Source organism: Dietzia psychralcaliphila, assembly GCF_003096095.1.
GTDB lineage: Bacteria > Actinomycetota > Actinomycetes > Mycobacteriales > Mycobacteriaceae > Dietzia > Dietzia psychralcaliphila.
In genome coordinates, this window is the sequence record NZ_CP015453.1 from 1,536,188 (window position 1) to 1,555,064 (window position 18,877).

Genomic DNA, 18,877 nt, shown 5'->3' on the forward strand with positions numbered 1-18,877 from the left:
GCTGACACCGCTGCCCTCGATGGGAGACGTGCTCCGGACGACCACCGGACACGAGCCCGACCAGCGAGGCCACTGGGGCGCTTTCGGTGGGCGATACGTGCCCGAGGCGCTCATGGCGGTCGTCGACGAAGTGGCCGACGCCTACGCCAAGGCCCGCGCCGACGACACGTATCTGGACGAGCTGGACCGTCTTCAGCGCGACTACTCGGGTCGGCCGTCGCCGCTGTACGAGGCGGGGCGTTTCGGGGCCGAGATCGGTGCCCGGGTGTTCCTCAAGCGTGAGGACCTCAATCACACCGGGTCGCACAAGATCAACAACGTGCTCGGCCAGGTCCTGTTGGCGAACCGCATGGGCAAGAAGCGCGTCATCGCCGAGACCGGTGCCGGCCAGCACGGCGTCGCCACCGCCACGGCCTGCGCGTTGCTCGGTCTGGAGTGCAAGATCTTCATGGGTGCGGTGGACGTCCGTCGCCAGGCGCTCAACGTCGCGCGGATGCGTCTGCTCGGAGCTGAGGTCGAGGCTGTGGAGGTCGGCTCCGCGACCCTCAAGGACGCCATCAACGAGGCCATGCGCGACTGGGTCTCCCGGGCGGACGACACCTATTACGCGTTCGGCACCGCCGCCGGGCCGCACCCGTTCCCCGCGATGGTCCGCGACTTCCAGCGGATCGTGGGCACCGAGGCTCGCGCCCAGATCCTGGACCGGGTCGGACGACTGCCCGACGCGGCCGTGGCGTGCGTGGGTGGTGGGTCCAATGCGATCGGACTGTTCCATCCGTTCCTCGACGACCCGGCGGTCCGCCTCGTGGGTTGCGAGGCGGGGGGCGACGGCGTGGCGTCCGGTCGTACCGCCGCGACCGTCAACGCCGGCCGACCGGGCGTCTTCCAGGGGTCCTACGCACACCTGATGCAGGACGAGGACGGCCAGACCATCGAATCGCACTCGATCTCGGCCGGCCTGGACTACCCGGGGGTCGGGCCGGAGCACTCGTACCTGTCCGACATCGGTCGGGCCGAGTACCGCCCGGTGACCGACACCCAGGCGATGGACGCGTTCGCCCAACTGTGCCGGACCGAGGGGATCATCCCCGCGATCGAGTCCGCCCACGCGATCGCCGGAGCCGCGCAGCTCGCCTCCGAGGGCGTCGGCCTGATCCTGGTCAACGTGTCGGGCCGGGGCGACAAGGACGTCGACACCGCCGCCCGGTGGTTCGGCCTGTTGGGCGGGGGGACCCCGCCGGAGGCCGGGGTGGATTCGAGCCGGGGCGCCGACGACGGCAAGGGCGAGTACGCGGACGGGGGAGTCGAGGCATGAGCATTCTGAGCGAGGTGTTCGAGCGGTGCCGGGCCGAGCACCGGGCCGCCCTCATCGGGTACTACCCGGCGGGGTACCCCACGGTCGAGGGATCGATCGAGGCCGTACGGACGATGGTCGCGGGCGGCTGCGACGTCATCGAGGTGGGGATCCCGTATTCGGATCCCATGATGGACGGTCCCACCATCCAGGCGGCCGCCGACGTGGCGCTGGAGGCCGGCTTCCGGATCCGCGACACCTTCGCCGTGATCCGGGCGGTGGCCGAGGCCGGCGCGGTCCCGGTCGTCATGAGCTACTGGAACCCGATCCTGCAGTACGGCGTTGACCGGTTCGCGGCGGACCTCGCGGCCGCCGGGGGGACCGGGGTCATCACGCCGGATCTCATCCCGGACGAGGCGGAGGACTGGATCGCGGCCACCGACGCGCACGGGATCGACCGGGTGTTCCTGGTGGCGCCGTCGTCGACCAACGAGCGGCTGGCCATGACGCTGTCCCACACCAGCGGGTTCGTCTACATCCAGGCGGTCATGGGGGTGACCGGTGCACGAGACGTGGTCTCGGACGCCCCTCGCACCCTCACCGCCCGGGTCCGTGAGCACTCGGGTCTGGCGTGCGGCGTCGGCCTCGGGGTGCGCAACGGCGACCAGGCGGCGGAGATCGCCTCCTACGCGGACGGCGTGATCGTGGGTTCCGCGCTCATCACCGCGGCCACCGAGGGCGGCGAGGCGCTGGCCCGTCTGACCGCCGAACTCGCCGCGGGCGTGCGTCGGCCGGGGGCCGGCTCGTGATCCCCAGCCCTCCGCAGGGGGTCTGGGAGATCGGACCGTTCCCGTTGCGCGCCTACGCGGTGTGGATCATCCTCGGCATCGTCGTGGCCATCTGGTGGGGCGAGAAGCGCTGGGTCGCCCGCGGTGGGCGGTCTGGAGTCGTGCTCGACACCGCACTGTGGGCCATCCCCTTCGGGCTCGTGGGTGGTCGTATCTACCACGTGGCCACCGACTGGTACCGCTACTTCGGGGAGGGCAGGAACCCGGTCGACGCCCTGAAGATCTGGGACGGCGGTCTGGGCATCTGGGGGGCCGTCGCGCTGGGCGCCGTCGGCGCCTACATCGGCCTACGACAGCAGGGCATCCGGGCGATCGGTGCGTTCGGCGACGCGGTCGCCCCGGGCATCGTCCTGGCGCAGGGAATCGGGCGGCTGGGCAACTACTTCAACCAGGAGCTCTACGGCCGCGAGACGGATGTGCCCTGGGCTCTCGAGATCTACCAGCGCTACGACGAGACGTACGGATACTCCGAGACCATCGGTCGCTCCACCGGGCAGGTGCTCGCCACCGTCCACCCCACGTTCCTCTACGAGTTGGTGTGGAACGTCCTGGTGGCGATCGTGCTGGTGGTGATCGACCGCAGGTTCCGGCTCGGACACGGCCGACTCTTCGCGCTCTACGTGGCCCTGTACTGCTTCGGTCGATTCTGGGTGGAGCTGCTCCGTGCGGATGCGGCGACCCAGGTGCTCGGACTGCGTATCAACACCATCGTCTCGGTCGTCGTCATGGTGGCCGCTCTGATCTACGTGTGGCGGGCCCGCCGGGGCCGCGAGGACCCGTCCGAGCTGCGTTCCCCCGAGGACCTGCCCGACGAGTCCCCGGAGGACGCACCCCCGTTGGCCGGTCGTTGACGTCGCGTTAACCGGTGATCCCGGTAAGGGGACTAGATTGGTACGGGTGAACCGTCGTACCAAGATCGTCTGCACCCTGGGTCCCGCCGTCGCGTCGGAGGCCGGCATCCGTGAACTCGTCGATGCCGGGATGAACGTCGCCCGGCTCAACTTCAGTCACGGAGACCATGCCGACCACGAGGCCAACTACCGATGGGTCCGCAAGGCCTCGGACGAGTCGGGGCGCGCCGTCGGTGTGCTCGCGGACCTCCAGGGCCCCAAGATCAGGCTCGGCCGCTTCATCGAGGGCCGCCACGAATGGGCGGAGGGCGACAGTGTCGCCATCACCGTCGCGGACGTGGAGGGCACCAAGGAGCGTGTGTCCACCACCTACAAGGGGTTGGCCGACGATGCCCGTCCCGGCGACAGGCTGCTCGTGGACGACGGCAACATCGGCCTCACCGTGCAGCGGGTCGAGGGCGAGGACGTCCACTGCGTCGTCACCGAGGGCGGCACGGTCTCCAACAACAAGGGCGTGTCCCTCCCGGGGATGAACGTCTCGGTTCCGGCACTGAGCGAGAAGGACATCGCGGACCTGCGTTTCGCGCTCGCCCTGGGAGTGGACTTCATCGCCCTGTCCTTCGTCCGATCGCCGGCGGACGTCGACCTGGTGCACGAGATCATGGACGAGGTCGGGGTGCACGTCCCGGTGATCGCCAAGCTCGAGAAGCCGGAGGCGGTCAAGAACCTCGAGTCCATCGTCCTGGCCTTCGACGCGATCATGGTGGCCCGAGGCGACCTGGGCGTGGAGCTGCCCCTGCAGGAGGTGCCGCTGGTCCAGAAGCGGGCGATCCAGATCGCACGGGAGAACGCCAAGCCGGTCATCGTGGCCACCCAGATGCTCGAGTCCATGATCACCAACTCGCGGCCCACCCGGGCGGAGGCGTCGGACGTCGCCAACGCCGTCCTCGACGGCGCCGACGCCGTCATGCTCTCGGGCGAGACCTCGGTGGGCAAGTACCCCATCGAGGCGGTGCGGACGATGTCCTCCATCGCGCTCGCCGTCGAGGCGGACTCCACCGCGGCACCGGACCTGGTCCACATCCCGCGGACCAAGCGCGGGGTCATCTCCTACTCGGCTCGCGAGATCGGGGAGCGGCTGGGGGCCAAGGCACTCGTCGCGGTCACCTCGACCGGCGACACGGTCCGGCGTCTGGCCCGCCTGCACAGCCACCTGCCGCTCATCGCCATCACCGGGGATCCGCGGATCCGTAGCCAGCTGGCACTCACGTGGGGGACCGAGACGTTCCTGACCGATCGCATGAACGAGACGGCCGAGCTCGTCAAGGTCACCGACGAACTACTGATGCCGGTCGAGGGGTACAACGAGGACGACCTCATCGTGATCGTCGCGGGCAACGTGCCGGGAGTCGAGGGGTCGACCAACTTCATCCTCGTGCACCGGATGGGCGAAGCAGACCACTGATCACCTTCGGGTAACAACCCGGTAGCGCCGGTGAGCACCCGCTCACCGGCGCTTTTGTATCTAATCGTGCTTTTGACGTGACAGAGCCGAGATACTTCTGTTACCTTTTTGGAGGCCACCGGGGAAGCCGGTCGGCCCGCCGCTTCGCCAACGCACCGAACTCCGAGGTTTCCCCTGATGTCCGACGCCACTCGAATCACCTTCACCGAGCTCGCCGATCGACTTGGCGTGGACGGCTCCGGCGCGACCGCCGGCCGCCACCGTGCCGCCCGCTCCGCCAACGGAATGGGCCGCATCGTCGCCGGTGCCGTAGCCGGTGCCGCGCTCACCGGTGGCGTGGCGATGGCCGCCGCCCCCGCCGCGTCCGCCCAGTCCTCCGACATGGTCGACGTCAACCAGCTCGGCCAGATGGCCCAGGAGTTCGCGCAGGGCATCGGGCTGAACGAGGCGCAGCTGCGCGAGTACGCCATCGACCCGGCGATGTTCGGTTCGCTGGGCCTGCCCGCCGCCTCCGCCGTCGGCGGGGCCCACGCCCCGACCGTCGGTCCCATCACCTCGGGCTTCGGCCCGCGTTGGGGAACCTTCCACAACGGCACCGACTTCGGCGCCCCGATCGGTACGCCGATGTTCGCCGTCAAGTCCGGCACGGTCGTCGCGGCCGGCCCGGCCTCGGGCTACGGACTGTGGATCCGCATCCAGACCGACGACGGCTACCTGCTCGAGTACGGCCACAACGACCAGAACTACGTCTCGGTGGGCCAGCGCGTCAACGCCGGTCAGATCATCGGGACCGTGGGCAACCGCGGGTACTCGACCGGCCCGCACCTGCACTTCGGCGTACGCAACCCCGCCGGCCAGTGGATCGACCCGGTGCCGTGGCTGCGCGCCAACGGCGTCGCCGTCTGATCGACGCCCCGCGACCGACGAGTCGCAGCGCCCCGTCTCCCCTCTGGGGAGGCGGGGCGCGGTGCGTTGCGGGGCCCCTGGGATCGGCTTCTCTGACACAGTGGACTCCAGAGTCCACATCTACTTAAGGAAGCGATCCATGTCGCAGACCGTCAGGGGCGTCATAGCCCGTAGCAAGGGTGCCGAGGTCGAGCTCGTCGACGTAGTGGTCCCCGATCCGGGGCCGAACGACGTCGTGGTCCGCGTACAGGCGTGCGGCGTCTGCCACACCGACCTCGCGTACCGCGACGGCGGCATCAACGACGAGTACCCCTTCCTCCTCGGCCACGAGGCCGCGGGGATCGTCGAGACCGTCGGTGACCGCGTGACCCATGTGGCCGAGGGCGACTTCGTGGTGCTGAACTGGCGCGCGGTGTGCGGTGAGTGTCGGGCCTGTAAGCGCGGCCAGCAGCAGTACTGCTTCGCCACCCACAACGCGTCGCAGAAGATGACCCTCACCGACGGCACGGAACTCAGCCCCGCCCTCGGGATCGGCGCGTTCATCGACAAGACCCTCGTCCACGAGGGACAGTGCACCAAGGTGGACCCGGCGGCCGACCCGGCCGTGGCGGGGCTGCTGGGCTGCGGTGTGATGGCCGGCCTCGGCGCCGCCGTCAACACCGGCAACGTCACGCGGGGTCAGTCCGTCGCCGTCATCGGCTGCGGCGGCGTCGGCATCGCCGCGGTCGTCGGCGCCCGCCTGGCCGGCGCCTCGACCATCGTCGCCGTGGACCTCGACGACACCAAGCTCGAGTGGGCCCGCGACTTCGGGGCCACCGACGTGGTCAACTCCTCCGGCACGGACCCCGTGGCCGCCATCCAGGAGCTCACGGGCGGCTTCGGCGCCGATGTCGTGATCGACGCGGTCGGCCGGCCCGAGACCTACGAGCAGGCTTTCTACGCCCGCGACCTCGCCGGCACGGTGGTGTTGGTGGGCGTGCCCACGCCCGAGATGCGGCTGGAGATGCCGCTGCTCGACTTCTTCGGTCGCGGGGGATCGCTCAAGTCCTCCTGGTACGGCGACTGCCTGCCCGAGCGCGACTTCCCGATGCTGGTGGACCTGCACCTGCAGGGTCGGCTGCCACTCGAGAAGTTCGTCAGCGAGCGCATCGGCCTGGACGCGGTCGAGGCCGCGTTCGGCGCCATGAAGTCCGGTTCCGTCCTCCGATCGGTGGTGACCCTGTGAGCGAGACCTACACCAGTGCCGGCAATGCCGGTGGCCTGCGCATCGAGAAGGTCGTGACGAGCGGTGTCTTCGCGCTCGACGGCGGCGAGTGGGAGGTGGACAACAACATCTGGATCCTCGGTGACGATTCCGAGGTGTACATCATCGATGCCGCCCACACCGCCCGGCCGATCATCGACGCGGTGGCCGGGCGCACGGTCAAGGGCATCCTGTGTTCGCATGCCCACAACGATCACATCACCGTGGCCCCCGAGCTCGCCCGCGAACTCGACACGCGGGTCTTCGTCCACCCCGGGGACCAGATGTTGTGGGAGGAGACCCACCCGACCGTCGCCCACGAGGACCTCGAGGACGGGCAGACCTTCCAGATCGCCGGGACCGGGTTCACGGTCATGAACACCCCCGGCCACTCGCCGGGCTCGTGCGTCTTCCACGTCCCCGAGGCGGGCGTACTGTTCTCCGGCGACACCCTGTTCTCCGGAGGGCCCGGCGCCACGGGACGGTCGTACTCCGATTTCCCGACCATCATCACCTCGATCCGGGACCGGATCCTCACGCTGCCCGCCGACACCCTGGTCCACACGGGTCACGGTGACGGCACGAAGGTGGGCGAGGAGTCCCCGCATCTGGAGGAGTGGATCGCCCGGGGCAGCTGACCGGGCACGATGGGGGGATGACGACGACGGACCGCGCCACGAAGACGGACCAGCGCACCCCCTGGCACACCCTGCCCACCGCAGAGGTGGTCTCCCGCCTCGGCGCGGGGTCGAACGGCCTGACCCGCGCCGAGGCGTCGCGCCGCCTGGCGGAGCACGGCCCCAACGCCCTTCCGGAGGCGGCCGGCGTGCCGGCCTGGAGACGGGTCCTGCGACTGCTCCGCGACCCCATGATCATGGTCCTCGCGGTGGCCGCCGTGGTGAGCGCCGTGATCTCGCGCGAGTGGGAGACCCCGGTCGTCATCCTGCTGGTGGTGGTTCTCAACACCGTCCTGAACTATGTGCAGGAGACGCGCGCCGAGGAGAGCCTGGCGGCGCTGCGCGATATGGCGGTGCCGCACAGCCGGGTGGTGCGGGACGGTTCCGAGGTCGAGGTGGACAGCGCGGACCTCGTCCCGGGTGACATCGTGGTGGTGGAATCCGGTGACCGGGTCCCCGCCGACGGTCGGGTCCTCGAGGCCTCCCGGTTCCAGGTGGCGGAGTCGGCGCTGACCGGCGAGTCGGTCCCCGTGGACAAGACGGCGGGAGCGGTGGCTGCCGCGGATGCGCCGCTCGGCGACCGGACCGGCATGGTGTTCATGAACACCGAGGTCACCCGCGGTCGGGCGCGCGTGGTGGTCACGGGGACCGGAGAGCACACCGAGATGGGTGCGATCGCGGAGCTGCTCGGCGGAGCGGGCGGGGAGCAGACGCCGCTCCAACGGCGGATCGGGGTCCTGGCCAGGGTTCTCACCGTGATCGCGTTGGTCGTGGTGACGCTGGTCATGGGGATCGGTCTGGTGCGCGGGCAGTCGTGGGAGGACATGCTCCTCAGCGCGGTCTCGCTCGCCGTGGCCACCATCCCGGAGGGTCTCACCGCCGTGGTGGCGTTCACCCTCGCGATGGGGGCCTCGCGGCTCGCCCGCGAGGGGGCGATCATCAAGAATCTCGCGGCGGTGGAGACCCTCGGGTCGACCAGTCACATCGCCACCGACAAGACCGGGACCCTCACCCTCAACGAGATGACCGTGACGCGGATCGTCGCGAACGGCTCGGCCTACTCCGTCACCGGGACCGGGTACCGGGCGGCGGGCACGGTCCTGTCGTCCGACCCGGATGCCGTTCCGGACCTGCGGAGGGCCGCGGTCGCCATGACGCTGTGCAATGACGCGATCGTGACCGACGGGGAACTCGTCGGCGACCCCACCGAGGGCGCCCTCCTCGTGGCCGCCACCAAGTGTGGGCTCGACGTGGAGGGACTGCGTGCCGCCCGGCCGAGGGTGGCCCAGGTGCCCTTCGACTCCGACTACAAGTTCATGGCCACCGTCAACCGCTCCCCGGGAGGGGAACTCGTGCTCAGCGTCAAGGGCGCCACCGGTGCGCTCCTACCCCGGTCGACCCACGTGTGGAACGGCACCGACGCCGTGGAGCTCACCGACACACTGCACGAGGAGATCAGGCACGCGACCGATGAGCTCGCCGGGCGGGGACTGCGGACGCTGCTCGTGGCGGGGCGTCCGTTCGAGTCAGAATCCGGCGCGGTCGATGAGAGCGTGCTCCTCGACGAGGTGCGCGGCCTGACCGTGTACGCCGTGGTCGGGATAGTCGACCCGCCCCGAGCGGAGGCCGCCGAGGCCATCCGGGTGGCACGCGAGGCGGGCATCTCGGTTCACATGATCACCGGCGACCATCTCGTCACGGCCTCGTCGATCGCCCGCGATCTCGGGATCGAGGGGGAGGCCGTGCGAGGGGTGGACCTCGACGGGGTCGACGACGACGAGCTGACCGAACGCGCCCCCGGCCTGGGAGTCCTGGCCCGGGTGTCCCCCGAGCACAAGATCCGGATGGTCCGGGCCCTGCAGTCCCGCGGGGACGTGGTGGCCATGACCGGCGACGGCGTCAACGACGCGCCCGCCCTGAGTCAGGCGGACATCGGGATCGCGATGGGGATCACCGGCACGGACGTGTCCAAGGGCGCCGCAAACATGGTGCTCACCGACGACAACTTCGCCACGATCGTCTCGGCCGTCGAACAGGGCCGCGGCATCTACGACAACATCGTCAAGTTCGTGAAGTTCCAGCTGACCACCGCGTGGGCGTTCGTGTTGGTGTTCCTGGCGAGCGGGCTGTTCGGGCTGGCGGCCGTGCCGTTCACCGCGCTGCAGGTCCTGCTGGTGAACATCGTCATGGACGGTCCGCCGGCGATGGCCCTGGGCGTGGAGCCCGTGGAGAAGGACGCGATGCGGCGGCGACCCCGTCCGGCCGACGAGCAGATCCTCACCCCGGCACGCCTGGTGCGGATCCTGTGGCTCGGCGTGGTCATGGCCACCGGGACGCTGCTCGTGTTGGCGTTCGCGGAGGCCATGTTCCCCGAGCGCGCGGACGTGCCGTTGTTCGCCACCACCCTGGCCTATTCCACCTTTGTCTTCTTCCAGGTGTTCAACCTGATGAACGTCCGCTCCACCGACGGTTCGGTGTTCTCCCGCGACATGGCGCACAACGCACCGATCTGGGTCGCGTTGGCCGCGGTCCCGTTGCTACTGGTGGCGGTGGTCCAGGTGCCCTTCCTCCAGGGGATATTCGACACCACCCCGCTGCACGCCGACGAGTGGCTGCTGGCGGTGGCGGTGGGCTCGTCGATTCTCTGGCTCGAGGAGCTCCGGAAGATCGGGGCGAGGTGGCGCGCTCGGCGGGCTGACGTATCGGGCACGATGGTGGTGGTCTGACGCGCCCTTGTCGAGGGTGCCGCCACCGGCGACCCCGGTGGGCGCGACGTGGTCAGGCAGAGGAGGAGTCACGATCATGGGCAGGGTCACCGCCAGCAACACCATCGTCATCGAGGCGCCCGTCGCGACCGTGGAGGCCGCGATCGCGGACTACGCCCAGGTCCGTCCCCGGATCCAGCCCGAGCAGTTCAGCGCGTACCGGTTGATCGAGGGAGGCCAGGGCCACGGCACCGTGGCCGCGTGGAACCTGCAGGCCACCAAGAAGCGCAGCCGGGACGTCAAGGCCACTGTGACAGTGGACGATGCCGCCGCGCACTGGTCGCTGGTGGAGAAGGATGCCAACTCGTCCATGGCCACCACCTACACCGTCCGCGAGGCCACCGGCGGTGCGCTGGTGGAGATGACCACCTCGTGGGACGGTGCCGGGGGAGTGGGCGGGTTCTTCGAGCGGACCTTCGCCCCGGCCGGGCTCAAGCGGATCCAGCACCAGCTGCTGTCCAACCTCAAGGCCGATGTCGAGGGGTGAACCCAGTGATCAGCGCCGCGGGGTGGGCCCCGTTGTCTGCGCTGCGGGGTCGGCCCCGCGGTCGGCCCCGCGGTCGGCCCCGAGGAGCAGGCCCCGAGGAGTAGGCCCCGAGGGGTGGTGTCGGCGGTCAGCGACCCGTCTCGTCCGGGGCCGGCCTCGTCGTCGTCGCCGTGTCCGTCTCCTCGGGCTCGGCGGTGACGGTCGCGGTCACGTCCGAACGCTCCGGTCGATCCCCGGCCGTGGCCGCCTCCGCCGCCGCGACATCGGTCCCCGTCGGGGCCGCCGCCGCAGCGGCTTCCCTTGCGGCCTCGGCCTGCGCCGAGCCGGTACGGAGCACGATCGGTGGCAGGAAGGCCAGAACCACCGTGGCGATGACGGAGAGGATGCCGGCCACCAGGTAGATCTCCGACATGCTCAGCGCGTAACCCTGTTCGAAGGGGTGGGCGATCAGCTCGGGCAGGCGGTTGATCACGGAGGAGTCCTTGGTGACCGTCTCGAGCGCGCCCGCGCCCGCGCCGGACGCGGGGTCCGCGAGTGCCTGCACGATCCCGAGAGCCTCGGGGTCCGCGCGTAGCGCCGGGTCGGCCAGTCCTTCTTGCACTCCACGGGCGAGGCTGCCGTCTGCTGTGGCCAGCTCCAGCTCGTTCGTGATGGAGCCCCCGACCCGGCTGAAGAGGATCGACAGGAACACGGCCACGCCGGCCGTGCCGCCGAGTTGGCGGAAGAAGGTGGCGGAGGCGGTGGCCACGCCGATCTCGCGCGGGCTCACGGCGTTCTGGACGATCAGGGTGAGCGGCTGCATGCAGTTGCCCAGGCCGATGCCCAGGACCAGCATGTAGGCCATCACCAGGGTCAGTGAGGTGTCGGCGTCGATGGTCCACAGCAGGAACAGTCCGACGGCCGAGATGGCGGTGCCGAGGATCGGGAACTCGCGGACCCGGCCGGTTCGGGAGATGAGCTGACCCGACACGATCGAGGCGCCCATCATGCCCGCCACCAGTGGCAGCATCATGAGTCCGGACTCCATGGGGTCGGCGCCGTGGACGATCTGCATGTACAGCGGGAGGGTCATCATGCCGCCGAACATGGCCATTCCCACGATCACCCCGCCGGCGGTGACGATGGCGAAGGTGCGGTCGCGGAACAGTCGCAGTGGGATGAGGGCCTGGTCGCCGGCCCGGGCCTCGACGATGAGGAACAGTCCGACCCCTGCGAGGCCGACGACGTAGCAGGCGAGTGCGGCCGGCGAGCCCCAGCCCCAGGTATTGCCCTGTTCGGCCACCAGTAGGAGCGGCACCAGTCCGACGACGATCGCAGCCGCGCCCGCCCAGTCCACCCGGTGGTCCACGCGGACGTTCTTGACGTTGAGGGTGATCATCACGAGGGTCAGCGCGACGGCGCCGATGGGGACGTTGATGAGGAAGATCCAGCGCCAGCCGTCGATGCCGAAGATCGTCTCGACACCGGCGAAGAAGCCGCCGACGACCGGACCTATGACCGAGGAGGAGGCGAACACCGCGAGCATGTAGCCCTGGTACTTGGCGCGGTCCCGGGGCGGGATGATGTCGCCGATGATCGCCAGTGAGAGCGACATGAGGGCGCCCGCCCCCAGTCCCTGGATCCCGCGGTACAGCGCTAGCGTGTACATCGAATCGGCGAGCGTGCACAGCAGGGAGCCGAACACGAAGATCACGATGCCGATCACGAAGAACGGCTTGCGCCCGTAGATATCGGAGAGTTTGCCGTACAGCGGCGTCGAGATCGTCGACGTCATGAGGTAGGCGGTGGTGACCCAGGCCTGCGCGTCCAGGCCCTGTAGGTCGTCGGCGATGGTCCTGATGGCGGTCGAGACGATGGTCTGGTCGAGGCTGGCGAGGAACATCGCGGACATCAGCCCGGCGAGGATCACGAGGATCTGGCGATGCGAGAACTCGCCGTCCTCGCCTGTGCCCGCGCCGGTGCTCGTGGCGGCTGTCCCGGGGGTGGTCATCGGTTCTCCTTGGCGGACGTGAGGGCGTCGAGTTCGGTGCGCAGGGACTCCGCGAGGTGAGTGAGCCCCTCGTTGAGGGACGCGGCCTGCTCGGGTGTCCAATCGGCGAGCACCTGGGCCATCCACTGGCCGCGGCCGTCGAACACGCGGGTGACGAGGTCCGTTCCCTCGGCGGAGAGCGTGACGAGGCTCGCCCGTCCGTCGTCCGGGTCGGGAACCTTGGTGACCAGGCCGAGCGTCTCGAGGTGACGGACCTGGCGGCTCACCACCGAGACGTCGGTGTGTACTCGGTCTGCCAGGTCGGTGACCCGTGCGGGTTCGTCGTGGATGGCGAACAGCAGGGGATGGGCTGACGATTCGAGGTATTCGTGGAAACGGGGGACCGAGACATTGACCGCGCGTAGCAGTTTGACCACGCGTGACAGGTCCACGACGAGCTGGGCGCTCTGGTCGGTATCGATTGCCATCTGGTCCTCCCCGGCACGATTAAATTGCTTGCAGCAAGCAAATATATACCTGGTTCACGTCTCCGGCAACTCGCGCGGGGCCGGGCGCCGCCGGCACCGTCGGCCAGCCGACCCCGTCCGCGGTGGAGGGGGCCACCAATGCGGCGCTGGCCCGCCGGGGCCGCGCGATGGCGTCTCAGTTGATGTCGGCCTACCTGGATCACGCCGGGAGTGGTACTCCCGTGGCGCCGATGGACCCTGCGGAGGCAGAGGTCGTCTCCACCGTCCTGTTCGTCGGGATGTGGGGGTTGCTGATGGCGTGGCAGGGGGATGACCTCGAGAACCCGATGTCCCAGGACGAGTTGGTCACACACCTCGTCGCGCTGATCACGCGCGCCCAGCCGGGCAGCGCTGGCTGAGCCACTCGGTCGTGCGGTTACCCCTGGTCGGACTCCGACCGACCCCGGACGAAGCCCCGCCTCGCTGACATCGCGCTCTGCTCTTCGGTCTCGCGCCATCGGGCCGCGTCCCCGGGCTAGTCACCTGAGTGGATAGCAGTCACAAGTCTGAGCAATCCGTGGTAACCATTGGCGTAGTCGCGGGGATTTTCCCCGGTCGAGGGCCAGAGCGTCAGGAATCCCACGATGTGTATGTCCGTCATCCGCTTCGCCTTCCCCGGTACCGACACGGTGCTATTAACTGCCATCGAGGTGGACCGATCGTGATGTCCGGGTGTGAATCGACGTCGCGGCGCTTCCGGGTCATGCCAGGGCGGGGCGCACTACGGTGGGGCATCGTGGCGCTCGTCGTCGCGGCGGGGCTCTCGCCTGTGTCGCCCGCGGCGTATGCCGCGCCAGCGGAACCAGTTGTGGACAGTAGTGGGGTCACGGTCCCCGGTTGCACCCTGCCCTATGACCGTGGCGTCACCGCCCAGTGTTTCGGTGCAGATCTCAGCGGTTACGACTTGTCCAGCCCGCCGTTCGTCGACGTGTCCTGGGAAAGTGGAGTATTCGAACGCGCCAACCTGGAGGGACGCACATTCCCAGTGGGCACCGATTTCTCCGGTGCAGACCTGGCTTTTGCCACTTTTCGATCCGTCTCCGCGGTCGGGGCGTACTTCAACAATGCCGGTATGCAACATCTGGACGCCACAGGAGCAGTCCTCACCGGCGCTCGGCTGTGGCAATCCAACGCCCAGGACGCGACATTCGTCGACGCGGATCTGACCAACGCGCAGTTCAACATGGCCGATCTGACGGATGCTGACTTCACGGGTGCGGATCTGACGGGCGCGAGGATCTACGCCGATGTCACGGGAGCGATCTTCACCGATGCCATCGGCGTGGACCTGGCGGGTTCGACCGGGACGCCGCTCGCAGGTCCTCCCGGTTACCCGCCGCCGCCTCCGCCCCCAGCGCCGGACAGTGGACCGATCTCGCTGACGGCAGCGGCTCAGAAGGGGTACGCCGCGTGGTCGCTGAAGACCACCTGGACGAACAAGTCCAGCACGTCATCGTTCGACTGCTCCTTCGAAGCCCGTCCGACCGACGCGGATGGCACGTACAACAACCTCGCTCCGTACCCGGGGCCCACTGTCACCGTGTTGCCGAACAGTACGGTCGAATCGGTGCAGAACGCGGGGGCCGGACCGCTTGGTATCGAGTGGCAGTGTGAGGGCGGGGACGGCACCACCGACAGCCGCCTGTTGTCGACGACGGGCTACCTGGGTCTCGTACCTCCCACGCGGGTGACGATTCCGGCACCCGACCCCGATCTCTCCACGCCGCCTCCCGTGGCCCCGGCGCCCGGATTCGGATCGTTGGTCCTGACCCTGTTCGGAAGCAGTTGAGCCTCCGACCTGCTGCGGACTGGCGTGAGCCCGCGGACGTCCCGCGGTACCGTCCATTCAAGTGATCTGCGGCGAAAGGGTGCCCCCGGTCGGACTCGAACCGACACTGGACGGGTTTTGAATCCGTTGCCTCTGCCAATTGGGCTACGGGGGCGAACGCGGCGAGCCGCTGGTCGGAAAGTCTAACCGACGACCGATGAGCGGCTGTCCGACGCCCGCCCTAGAGTGGCCGTGTGAGCACCACGAGCCAGACCGCAGAAGCCAGTTCCGCCACCACCGCGTCCACCGACGCCACCGAGGCACACGGGCCCACCCGTCTGTTGCTCCTCGACGGGCACTCGTTGGCGTTCAGGGCGTTCTACGCCCTTCCCGCGGAGAACTTCTCCACCGCGTCCGGGCAACACACCAACGCGGTCTACGGCTTCCTGTCGATGGTCGCCAACCTGGTCACCACCGAGGAGCCCACCCACCTGGCGGTGGCGTTCGACGTCTCCCGCGCGACCCTGCACCGGACGGCCGAGTACCCGGAGTACAAGTCCACGCGGTCGGCGGCCCCCGAGGAGTTCAAGGGACAGGTAGAGCTGATCCAGGAGGCCCTGGTGGCACTCGGGGTCCGCACGTTGTCGCTGGAAGGCCACGAGGCCGACGACATCATCGCCACTCTGGCCACCCAGGCCGAAGGGGCCGACACTCTCATCTGCACGGGAGACCGCGACGCGCTGCAGCTGGTCTCCGACGCGGTGACCGTCCTCTACCCGGTCAAGGGAGTTTCGGAGCTCGCCCGCTTCACCCCCGAGGCGGTCGAGGCCAAGTACGGGGTGACGCCCGCGCAGTACCCGGACGTGGCCGCGCTCCGGGGCGACACCTCCGACAACCTCCCCGGCGTGCCCAAGGTCGGCGACAAGACGGCGGCGAAGTGGATCGTGCAGTACGGCAGCCTGTCGGAACTCATCGCTCACGCGGACGAGGTCAAGGGCAAGGTGGGGGAGAGCTTCCGCGAGCACCTCCCGCAGGTGCAGCTCAACCGCCGCATCACCGAACTCACCCGGGACCTCGACCTCGGCGTCCAGCTGGATGAACTCACCCGTCGGCTGCCCGAACGGTCCGACGTCAACGCCCTGTTCGACCGGTTGGAGTTCGGCCCACAGGCCCGCGACCGCTTCCTTTCGGCATTCCTTCCCGAAGGCGCACCCGAGCCGGTGCCGGAGATCGAGATCGAGCAGGCCGCGGTCCTGCGGGCTGGTGAGGTCTCGGACTGGCTCGCGGCCCACGCGCCGGCAGGGAAGCGGCACGGCCTCGTCGTCGTCGGCCCCTCCCGCCCCGGCGAGGGGGACGCACAGACGGTCACGGTGGCCGCGGCCGGCGGAGCCTCCGGTCACATCGATCTCGCACGTATCGACCCCGCCGACGACCAGGCTCTACAGGCGTGGTTGGCCGACGACGCGGTGGCCAAGGCGGTGCACGACGCCAAGGCCGCCACTCACGCCCTGATGGGTCGGGACCTCCGTCTGGGCGGTGTGACCCTCGACGTGGCACTCGCCGCGTACCTCGTTCGTCCCGGTCAGCGCAGCTACGGACTGGCGGAGCTGTTCCAGCGCCACCTGCAGCGTGAGCTCCCGGAGCCCGAGGCGGCGGAGAGGCAACTGTCGCTCCTGGACGAGGTCGACGAGTCCGAGGCCGAGCAGCAGGCCGCCAACTCGGCCGCGACCCGTGCCCGGGCCGTCATCGACCTCGCCGAACGGCTCGACGTGGAGCTGGAGCAGGTGCACGGGGCGCGGCTGCTCGCGGACATGGAACTGCCGCTGGTGCCGGTGCTGGCGAGGATGGAATCGATCGGCATCGCGGTCGACGGATCGGCCCTCGACGACCTGCGCGACGGATTCGCCGACCGCGGTCGTGACGCGGCGGACGCGGCCTACGCAGCGATCGGGGGCGAACAGATCAACCTGGGCTCGCCCAAGCAGCTCCAGGTGGTGTTGTTCGACACCCTCGGCATGCCCAAGACCAAGAAGACCAAGACCGGGTACACCACCGACGCCAAGGCGCTGGAGGAGCTGCTCGCCAAGGAGACGGGGGACACCCCGGGACGAGCCTTCCTCGAGGCACTGCTCCTGCACCGCGAGGCCACCAAGATGCGCACCACGGTCGAGGGGTTGATCAAGACCATCGGCGACGACGGTCGCATCCACACCACGTTCAACCAGACGGTCGCCGCGACCGGGCGACTGTCCTCGACCGATCCGAACCTGCAGAACATCCCGGTCCGCACCGAGGACGGCCGACGCATCCGCAAGTCGTTTGTCGTGGGTGAGGGCTACGACTGCCTGCTCACGGCCGACTACAGCCAGATCGAGATGCGTGTCATGGCGCACCTGTCCGGTGACGAGGGGCTCATCGAGGCGTTCCGGACCGGCGAGGACCTCCACTCGTTCGTGGGCTCGCGGGCTTTCGGGGTGCCCATCGACGAGGTCACCCCGGAGCTGCGGCGCCGGGTCAAGGCCATGAGCTACGGCCTGGCCTACGGGCTCAGCGCCTTCGGTCTGGCCGCGCAGCTCGGGATCAGCCAGAACGAGGCCCGCGAGCAGATGGACGCCTACTTCTCCCGCTTCGGGGGAGTCCGCGACTACCTGCACGCCGTGGTGGACCAGGCCCGTCGGGACGGCTACACCGAGACCCTCTTCGGTCGTCGGCGCTACCTGCCCGAGCTCAACTCGGACAACCGGCTCAAGCGTGAGAACGCCGAGCGCGCGGCCCTCAACGCCCCGATCCAGGGCACCGCCGCGGACATCATCAAGGCGGCGATGCTCAAGGTCGACGCCGACCTCGACGAGCGGGGACTGCAGAGCCGTCTGCTGCTCCAGGTCCACGACGAACTGGTCCTCGAGGTGGCGAAGGGGGAACTCGAGGAGGTCCGCGAGCTCGTCGTCGACCGGATGTACTCCGCCATCGAACTCAACGTCCCACTGGACGTCTCCACGGGCACGGGACCCGACTGGGATTCCGCCGCCCACTGAGTAACCAGTGAGGGTAGCCGGTGAGGTAACCAGTGAGTTACCACCGACGCCAAATGCGGGCGATCCGTTTTGTGGTGCTCGGCGTATGCCCTAGGTTCATTGCAGATTCGGCTACCCGACGCCTGAAAGGGCACGCACATGACCCTCACCTCACGGCGCGGCCTTCGTGCCGCACTGGCACTCACCGCCACAGCGGCCCTCGCGCTCACCGGCTGCACGACCAACACCGAGGGGCCCGAGGACTCGGGGGAGCCCATGCAGGAGGTCTCGCTCGAGACGGACGACGAGATCGCCGCCCTCGTACCTGACGAGATCCGCGAGAAGGGCGTGCTGGTGATCGGCACCAACCCGCCGTACGCGCCCAACGAGTTCAAGAACGAGCAAGGTGAGATCGTCGGCTTCGACATCGACGTGATGACCGCGGCGGCGCAGCTCATGGGGCTGCGCGCGGAGTTCCGTGAGTCCGACTTCGAGAAGATCATCCCGGCGATCGAGGGCGGCACCATGGACATGGGTGCCTCGTCGTTCACCGTCAACGACGAGCGGCTGCAGACCGTCGACTTTGTCACCTACTTCGAAGCCGGCATCCAGTGGGCATCGGCCGCCGGCACCGACGTGGACCCCGACGACGCCTGCGGCCTGAGTGTCGCCGTCCAGCGCACCACGGTCTCCGACCAGGAGGACGTGCCCGCCCGCAGCGAGGCGTGCGTCGCCGCCGGCAATCCCGCGATCGAGAAGGTCCAGTTCGACTCCCAGGACGAGGCCTCCACCGCCGTGGCGCTGGGCAAGGTCGACGCCATGTCCGCCGACTCGCCCATCTCGGCGTACGCCGTCAAGCAGTCCGAGGGCAAGATGCAGCTGGCCGGCGACGTCTTCGACTCCGCCCCCTACGGCTGGCCCGTGCGCAAGGGATCCGAACTGGCGGCCGCGCTCGAGGCTGCAGCGGACAAGCTCATCGAGACCGGCGACTTCGAGAAGATCGCCCAGAACTGGGGCCTCGAGGACGGGTTGATCGACGACGCCGAGATCCGGAAGGGCTGAG

General features: G+C 69.1%; 14 protein-coding genes, 1 tRNA gene and 1 pseudogene. 13 read left to right on the forward strand and 3 right to left on the reverse strand.

The window, feature by feature from the left end:
- The first annotated feature begins 19 nt into the window (after window positions 1-19).
- The 9 genes and pseudogenes from trpB to A6048_RS06980 all read left to right on the forward strand — a co-directional run bounded on the left by trpB (window position 20) and on the right by A6048_RS06980 (window position 10,536).
- On the forward strand, window positions 20-1,315 hold the full coding sequence (trpB, locus tag A6048_RS06940; protein ID WP_107748392.1) for a tryptophan synthase subunit beta: 1,296 nt from the start codon (window positions 20-22) through the stop codon (window positions 1,313-1,315).
- Window positions 1,312-2,103 carry a tryptophan synthase subunit alpha gene (gene trpA, locus A6048_RS06945; RefSeq protein WP_107748393.1) on the forward strand — a complete coding sequence of 264 codons (792 nt, stop codon included), beginning with the start codon at window positions 1,312-1,314 and terminating at the stop codon, window positions 2,101-2,103. The genes trpB and trpA overlap by 4 nt, the downstream gene beginning before the upstream one ends.
- Window positions 2,097-2,993: pseudogene (lgt, locus tag A6048_RS06950) on the forward strand (prolipoprotein diacylglyceryl transferase); the annotation flags it as partial. The gene trpA and the pseudogene lgt, both read left to right, overlap by 7 nt.
- A 46-nt stretch (window positions 2,994-3,039) precedes the next feature.
- Window positions 3,040-4,458 (forward strand): pyruvate kinase, encoded by a 1,419-nt coding sequence (pyk, locus tag A6048_RS06955; protein WP_107748395.1) that lies wholly within the window; start codon window positions 3,040-3,042, stop codon window positions 4,456-4,458.
- Window positions 4,459-4,635: 177 nt separating this feature from the next.
- Window positions 4,636-5,364 carry a M23 family metallopeptidase gene (locus A6048_RS06960; RefSeq protein ID WP_107748396.1) on the forward strand — a complete coding sequence of 243 codons (729 nt, stop codon included), beginning with the start codon at window positions 4,636-4,638 and terminating at the stop codon, window positions 5,362-5,364.
- Between the two features lie 139 nt (window positions 5,365-5,503).
- The gene (locus tag A6048_RS06965; RefSeq protein ID WP_107748397.1) at window positions 5,504-6,589 is read left to right on the forward strand and encodes an S-(hydroxymethyl)mycothiol dehydrogenase; all 1,086 of its coding nucleotides are present in this window, start codon (window positions 5,504-5,506) and stop codon (window positions 6,587-6,589) included.
- Window positions 6,586-7,245 carry an MBL fold metallo-hydrolase gene (locus A6048_RS06970; RefSeq protein WP_107748398.1) on the forward strand — a complete coding sequence of 220 codons (660 nt, stop codon included), beginning with the start codon at window positions 6,586-6,588 and terminating at the stop codon, window positions 7,243-7,245. The genes A6048_RS06965 and A6048_RS06970 overlap by 4 nt, the downstream gene beginning before the upstream one ends.
- Window positions 7,246-7,262: 17 nt before the next feature.
- Window positions 7,263-10,010, forward strand: coding sequence for a cation-translocating P-type ATPase (locus tag A6048_RS06975; RefSeq protein ID WP_107748466.1), 2,748 nt, complete (start codon window positions 7,263-7,265; stop codon window positions 10,008-10,010).
- A 76-nt stretch (window positions 10,011-10,086) separates the two neighbouring features.
- Window positions 10,087-10,536 carry an SRPBCC family protein gene (locus A6048_RS06980; RefSeq protein WP_107748399.1) on the forward strand — a complete coding sequence of 150 codons (450 nt, stop codon included), beginning with the start codon at window positions 10,087-10,089 and terminating at the stop codon, window positions 10,534-10,536.
- A gap of 127 nt (window positions 10,537-10,663) precedes the next feature.
- Here the strand turns inward: A6048_RS06980 and A6048_RS06985 are convergent, their stop codons facing one another.
- Window positions 10,664-12,526, reverse strand: coding sequence for an MDR family MFS transporter (locus A6048_RS06985; RefSeq protein ID WP_107748400.1), 1,863 nt, complete (start codon window positions 12,524-12,526; stop codon window positions 10,664-10,666).
- On the reverse strand, window positions 12,523-12,993 hold the full coding sequence (locus tag A6048_RS06990) for a MarR family winged helix-turn-helix transcriptional regulator (protein WP_107748401.1): 471 nt from the start codon (window positions 12,991-12,993) through the stop codon (window positions 12,523-12,525). The genes A6048_RS06985 and A6048_RS06990 overlap by 4 nt, the downstream gene beginning before the upstream one ends.
- A gap of 230 nt (window positions 12,994-13,223) precedes the next feature.
- On the opposite strand from A6048_RS06990, the gene A6048_RS18235 reads away from it, so the two are divergent.
- Complete coding sequence (locus A6048_RS18235; RefSeq protein WP_159110196.1) at window positions 13,224-13,391, forward strand: hypothetical protein; 168 nt, start codon at window positions 13,224-13,226, stop codon at window positions 13,389-13,391.
- Window positions 13,392-13,768: 377 nt separating this feature from the next.
- Window positions 13,769-14,821: a pentapeptide repeat-containing protein gene (locus tag A6048_RS07000; protein WP_211310060.1), complete on the forward strand. Its 1,053-nt coding sequence runs from the start codon at window positions 13,769-13,771 to the stop codon at window positions 14,819-14,821.
- Window positions 14,822-14,901: 80 nt separating this feature from the next.
- Here the strand turns inward: A6048_RS07000 and A6048_RS07005 are convergent.
- Window positions 14,902-14,975: transfer RNA gene (locus A6048_RS07005), tRNA-Leu, on the reverse strand.
- 79 nt (window positions 14,976-15,054) lie between these two features.
- Here A6048_RS07005 and polA point away from each other — a divergent pair.
- Both polA and A6048_RS07015 read left to right on the forward strand, forming a co-directional pair.
- Window positions 15,055-17,835 (forward strand): DNA polymerase I, encoded by a 2,781-nt coding sequence (polA, locus tag A6048_RS07010; RefSeq protein ID WP_200837297.1) that lies wholly within the window; start codon window positions 15,055-15,057, stop codon window positions 17,833-17,835.
- 138 nt (window positions 17,836-17,973) lie between these two features.
- On the forward strand, window positions 17,974-18,876 hold the full coding sequence (locus A6048_RS07015; RefSeq protein WP_107748403.1) for an ABC transporter substrate-binding protein: 903 nt from the start codon (window positions 17,974-17,976) through the stop codon (window positions 18,874-18,876).
- Window position 18,877: the final 1 nt, after the last annotated feature.

Coding starts and splice junctions, on each gene's coding strand:
- A6048_RS06960 (WP_107748396.1), top strand. CDS start 4,636: ATGTCCGACGCCACTCGAATCACCTTCACCGAGCTCGCCGATCGACTT.
- A6048_RS06965 (WP_107748397.1), top strand. CDS start 5,504: ATGTCGCAGACCGTCAGGGGCGTCATAGCCCGTAGCAAGGGTGCCGAG.
- A6048_RS06985 (WP_107748400.1), bottom strand. CDS start 12,526: ATGACCACCCCCGGGACAGCCGCCACGAGCACCGGCGCGGGCACAGGC.
- A6048_RS06990 (WP_107748401.1), bottom strand. CDS start 12,993: ATGGCAATCGATACCGACCAGAGCGCCCAGCTCGTCGTGGACCTGTCA.
- trpB (WP_107748392.1), top strand. CDS start 20: ATGGGAGACGTGCTCCGGACGACCACCGGACACGAGCCCGACCAGCGA.
- A6048_RS06980 (WP_107748399.1), top strand. CDS start 10,087: ATGGGCAGGGTCACCGCCAGCAACACCATCGTCATCGAGGCGCCCGTC.
- A6048_RS18235 (WP_159110196.1), top strand. CDS start 13,224: ATGGACCCTGCGGAGGCAGAGGTCGTCTCCACCGTCCTGTTCGTCGGG.
- trpA (WP_107748393.1), top strand. CDS start 1,312: ATGAGCATTCTGAGCGAGGTGTTCGAGCGGTGCCGGGCCGAGCACCGG.
- A6048_RS06975 (WP_107748466.1), top strand. CDS start 7,263: ATGACGACGACGGACCGCGCCACGAAGACGGACCAGCGCACCCCCTGG.
- A6048_RS07015 (WP_107748403.1), top strand. CDS start 17,974: ATGACCCTCACCTCACGGCGCGGCCTTCGTGCCGCACTGGCACTCACC.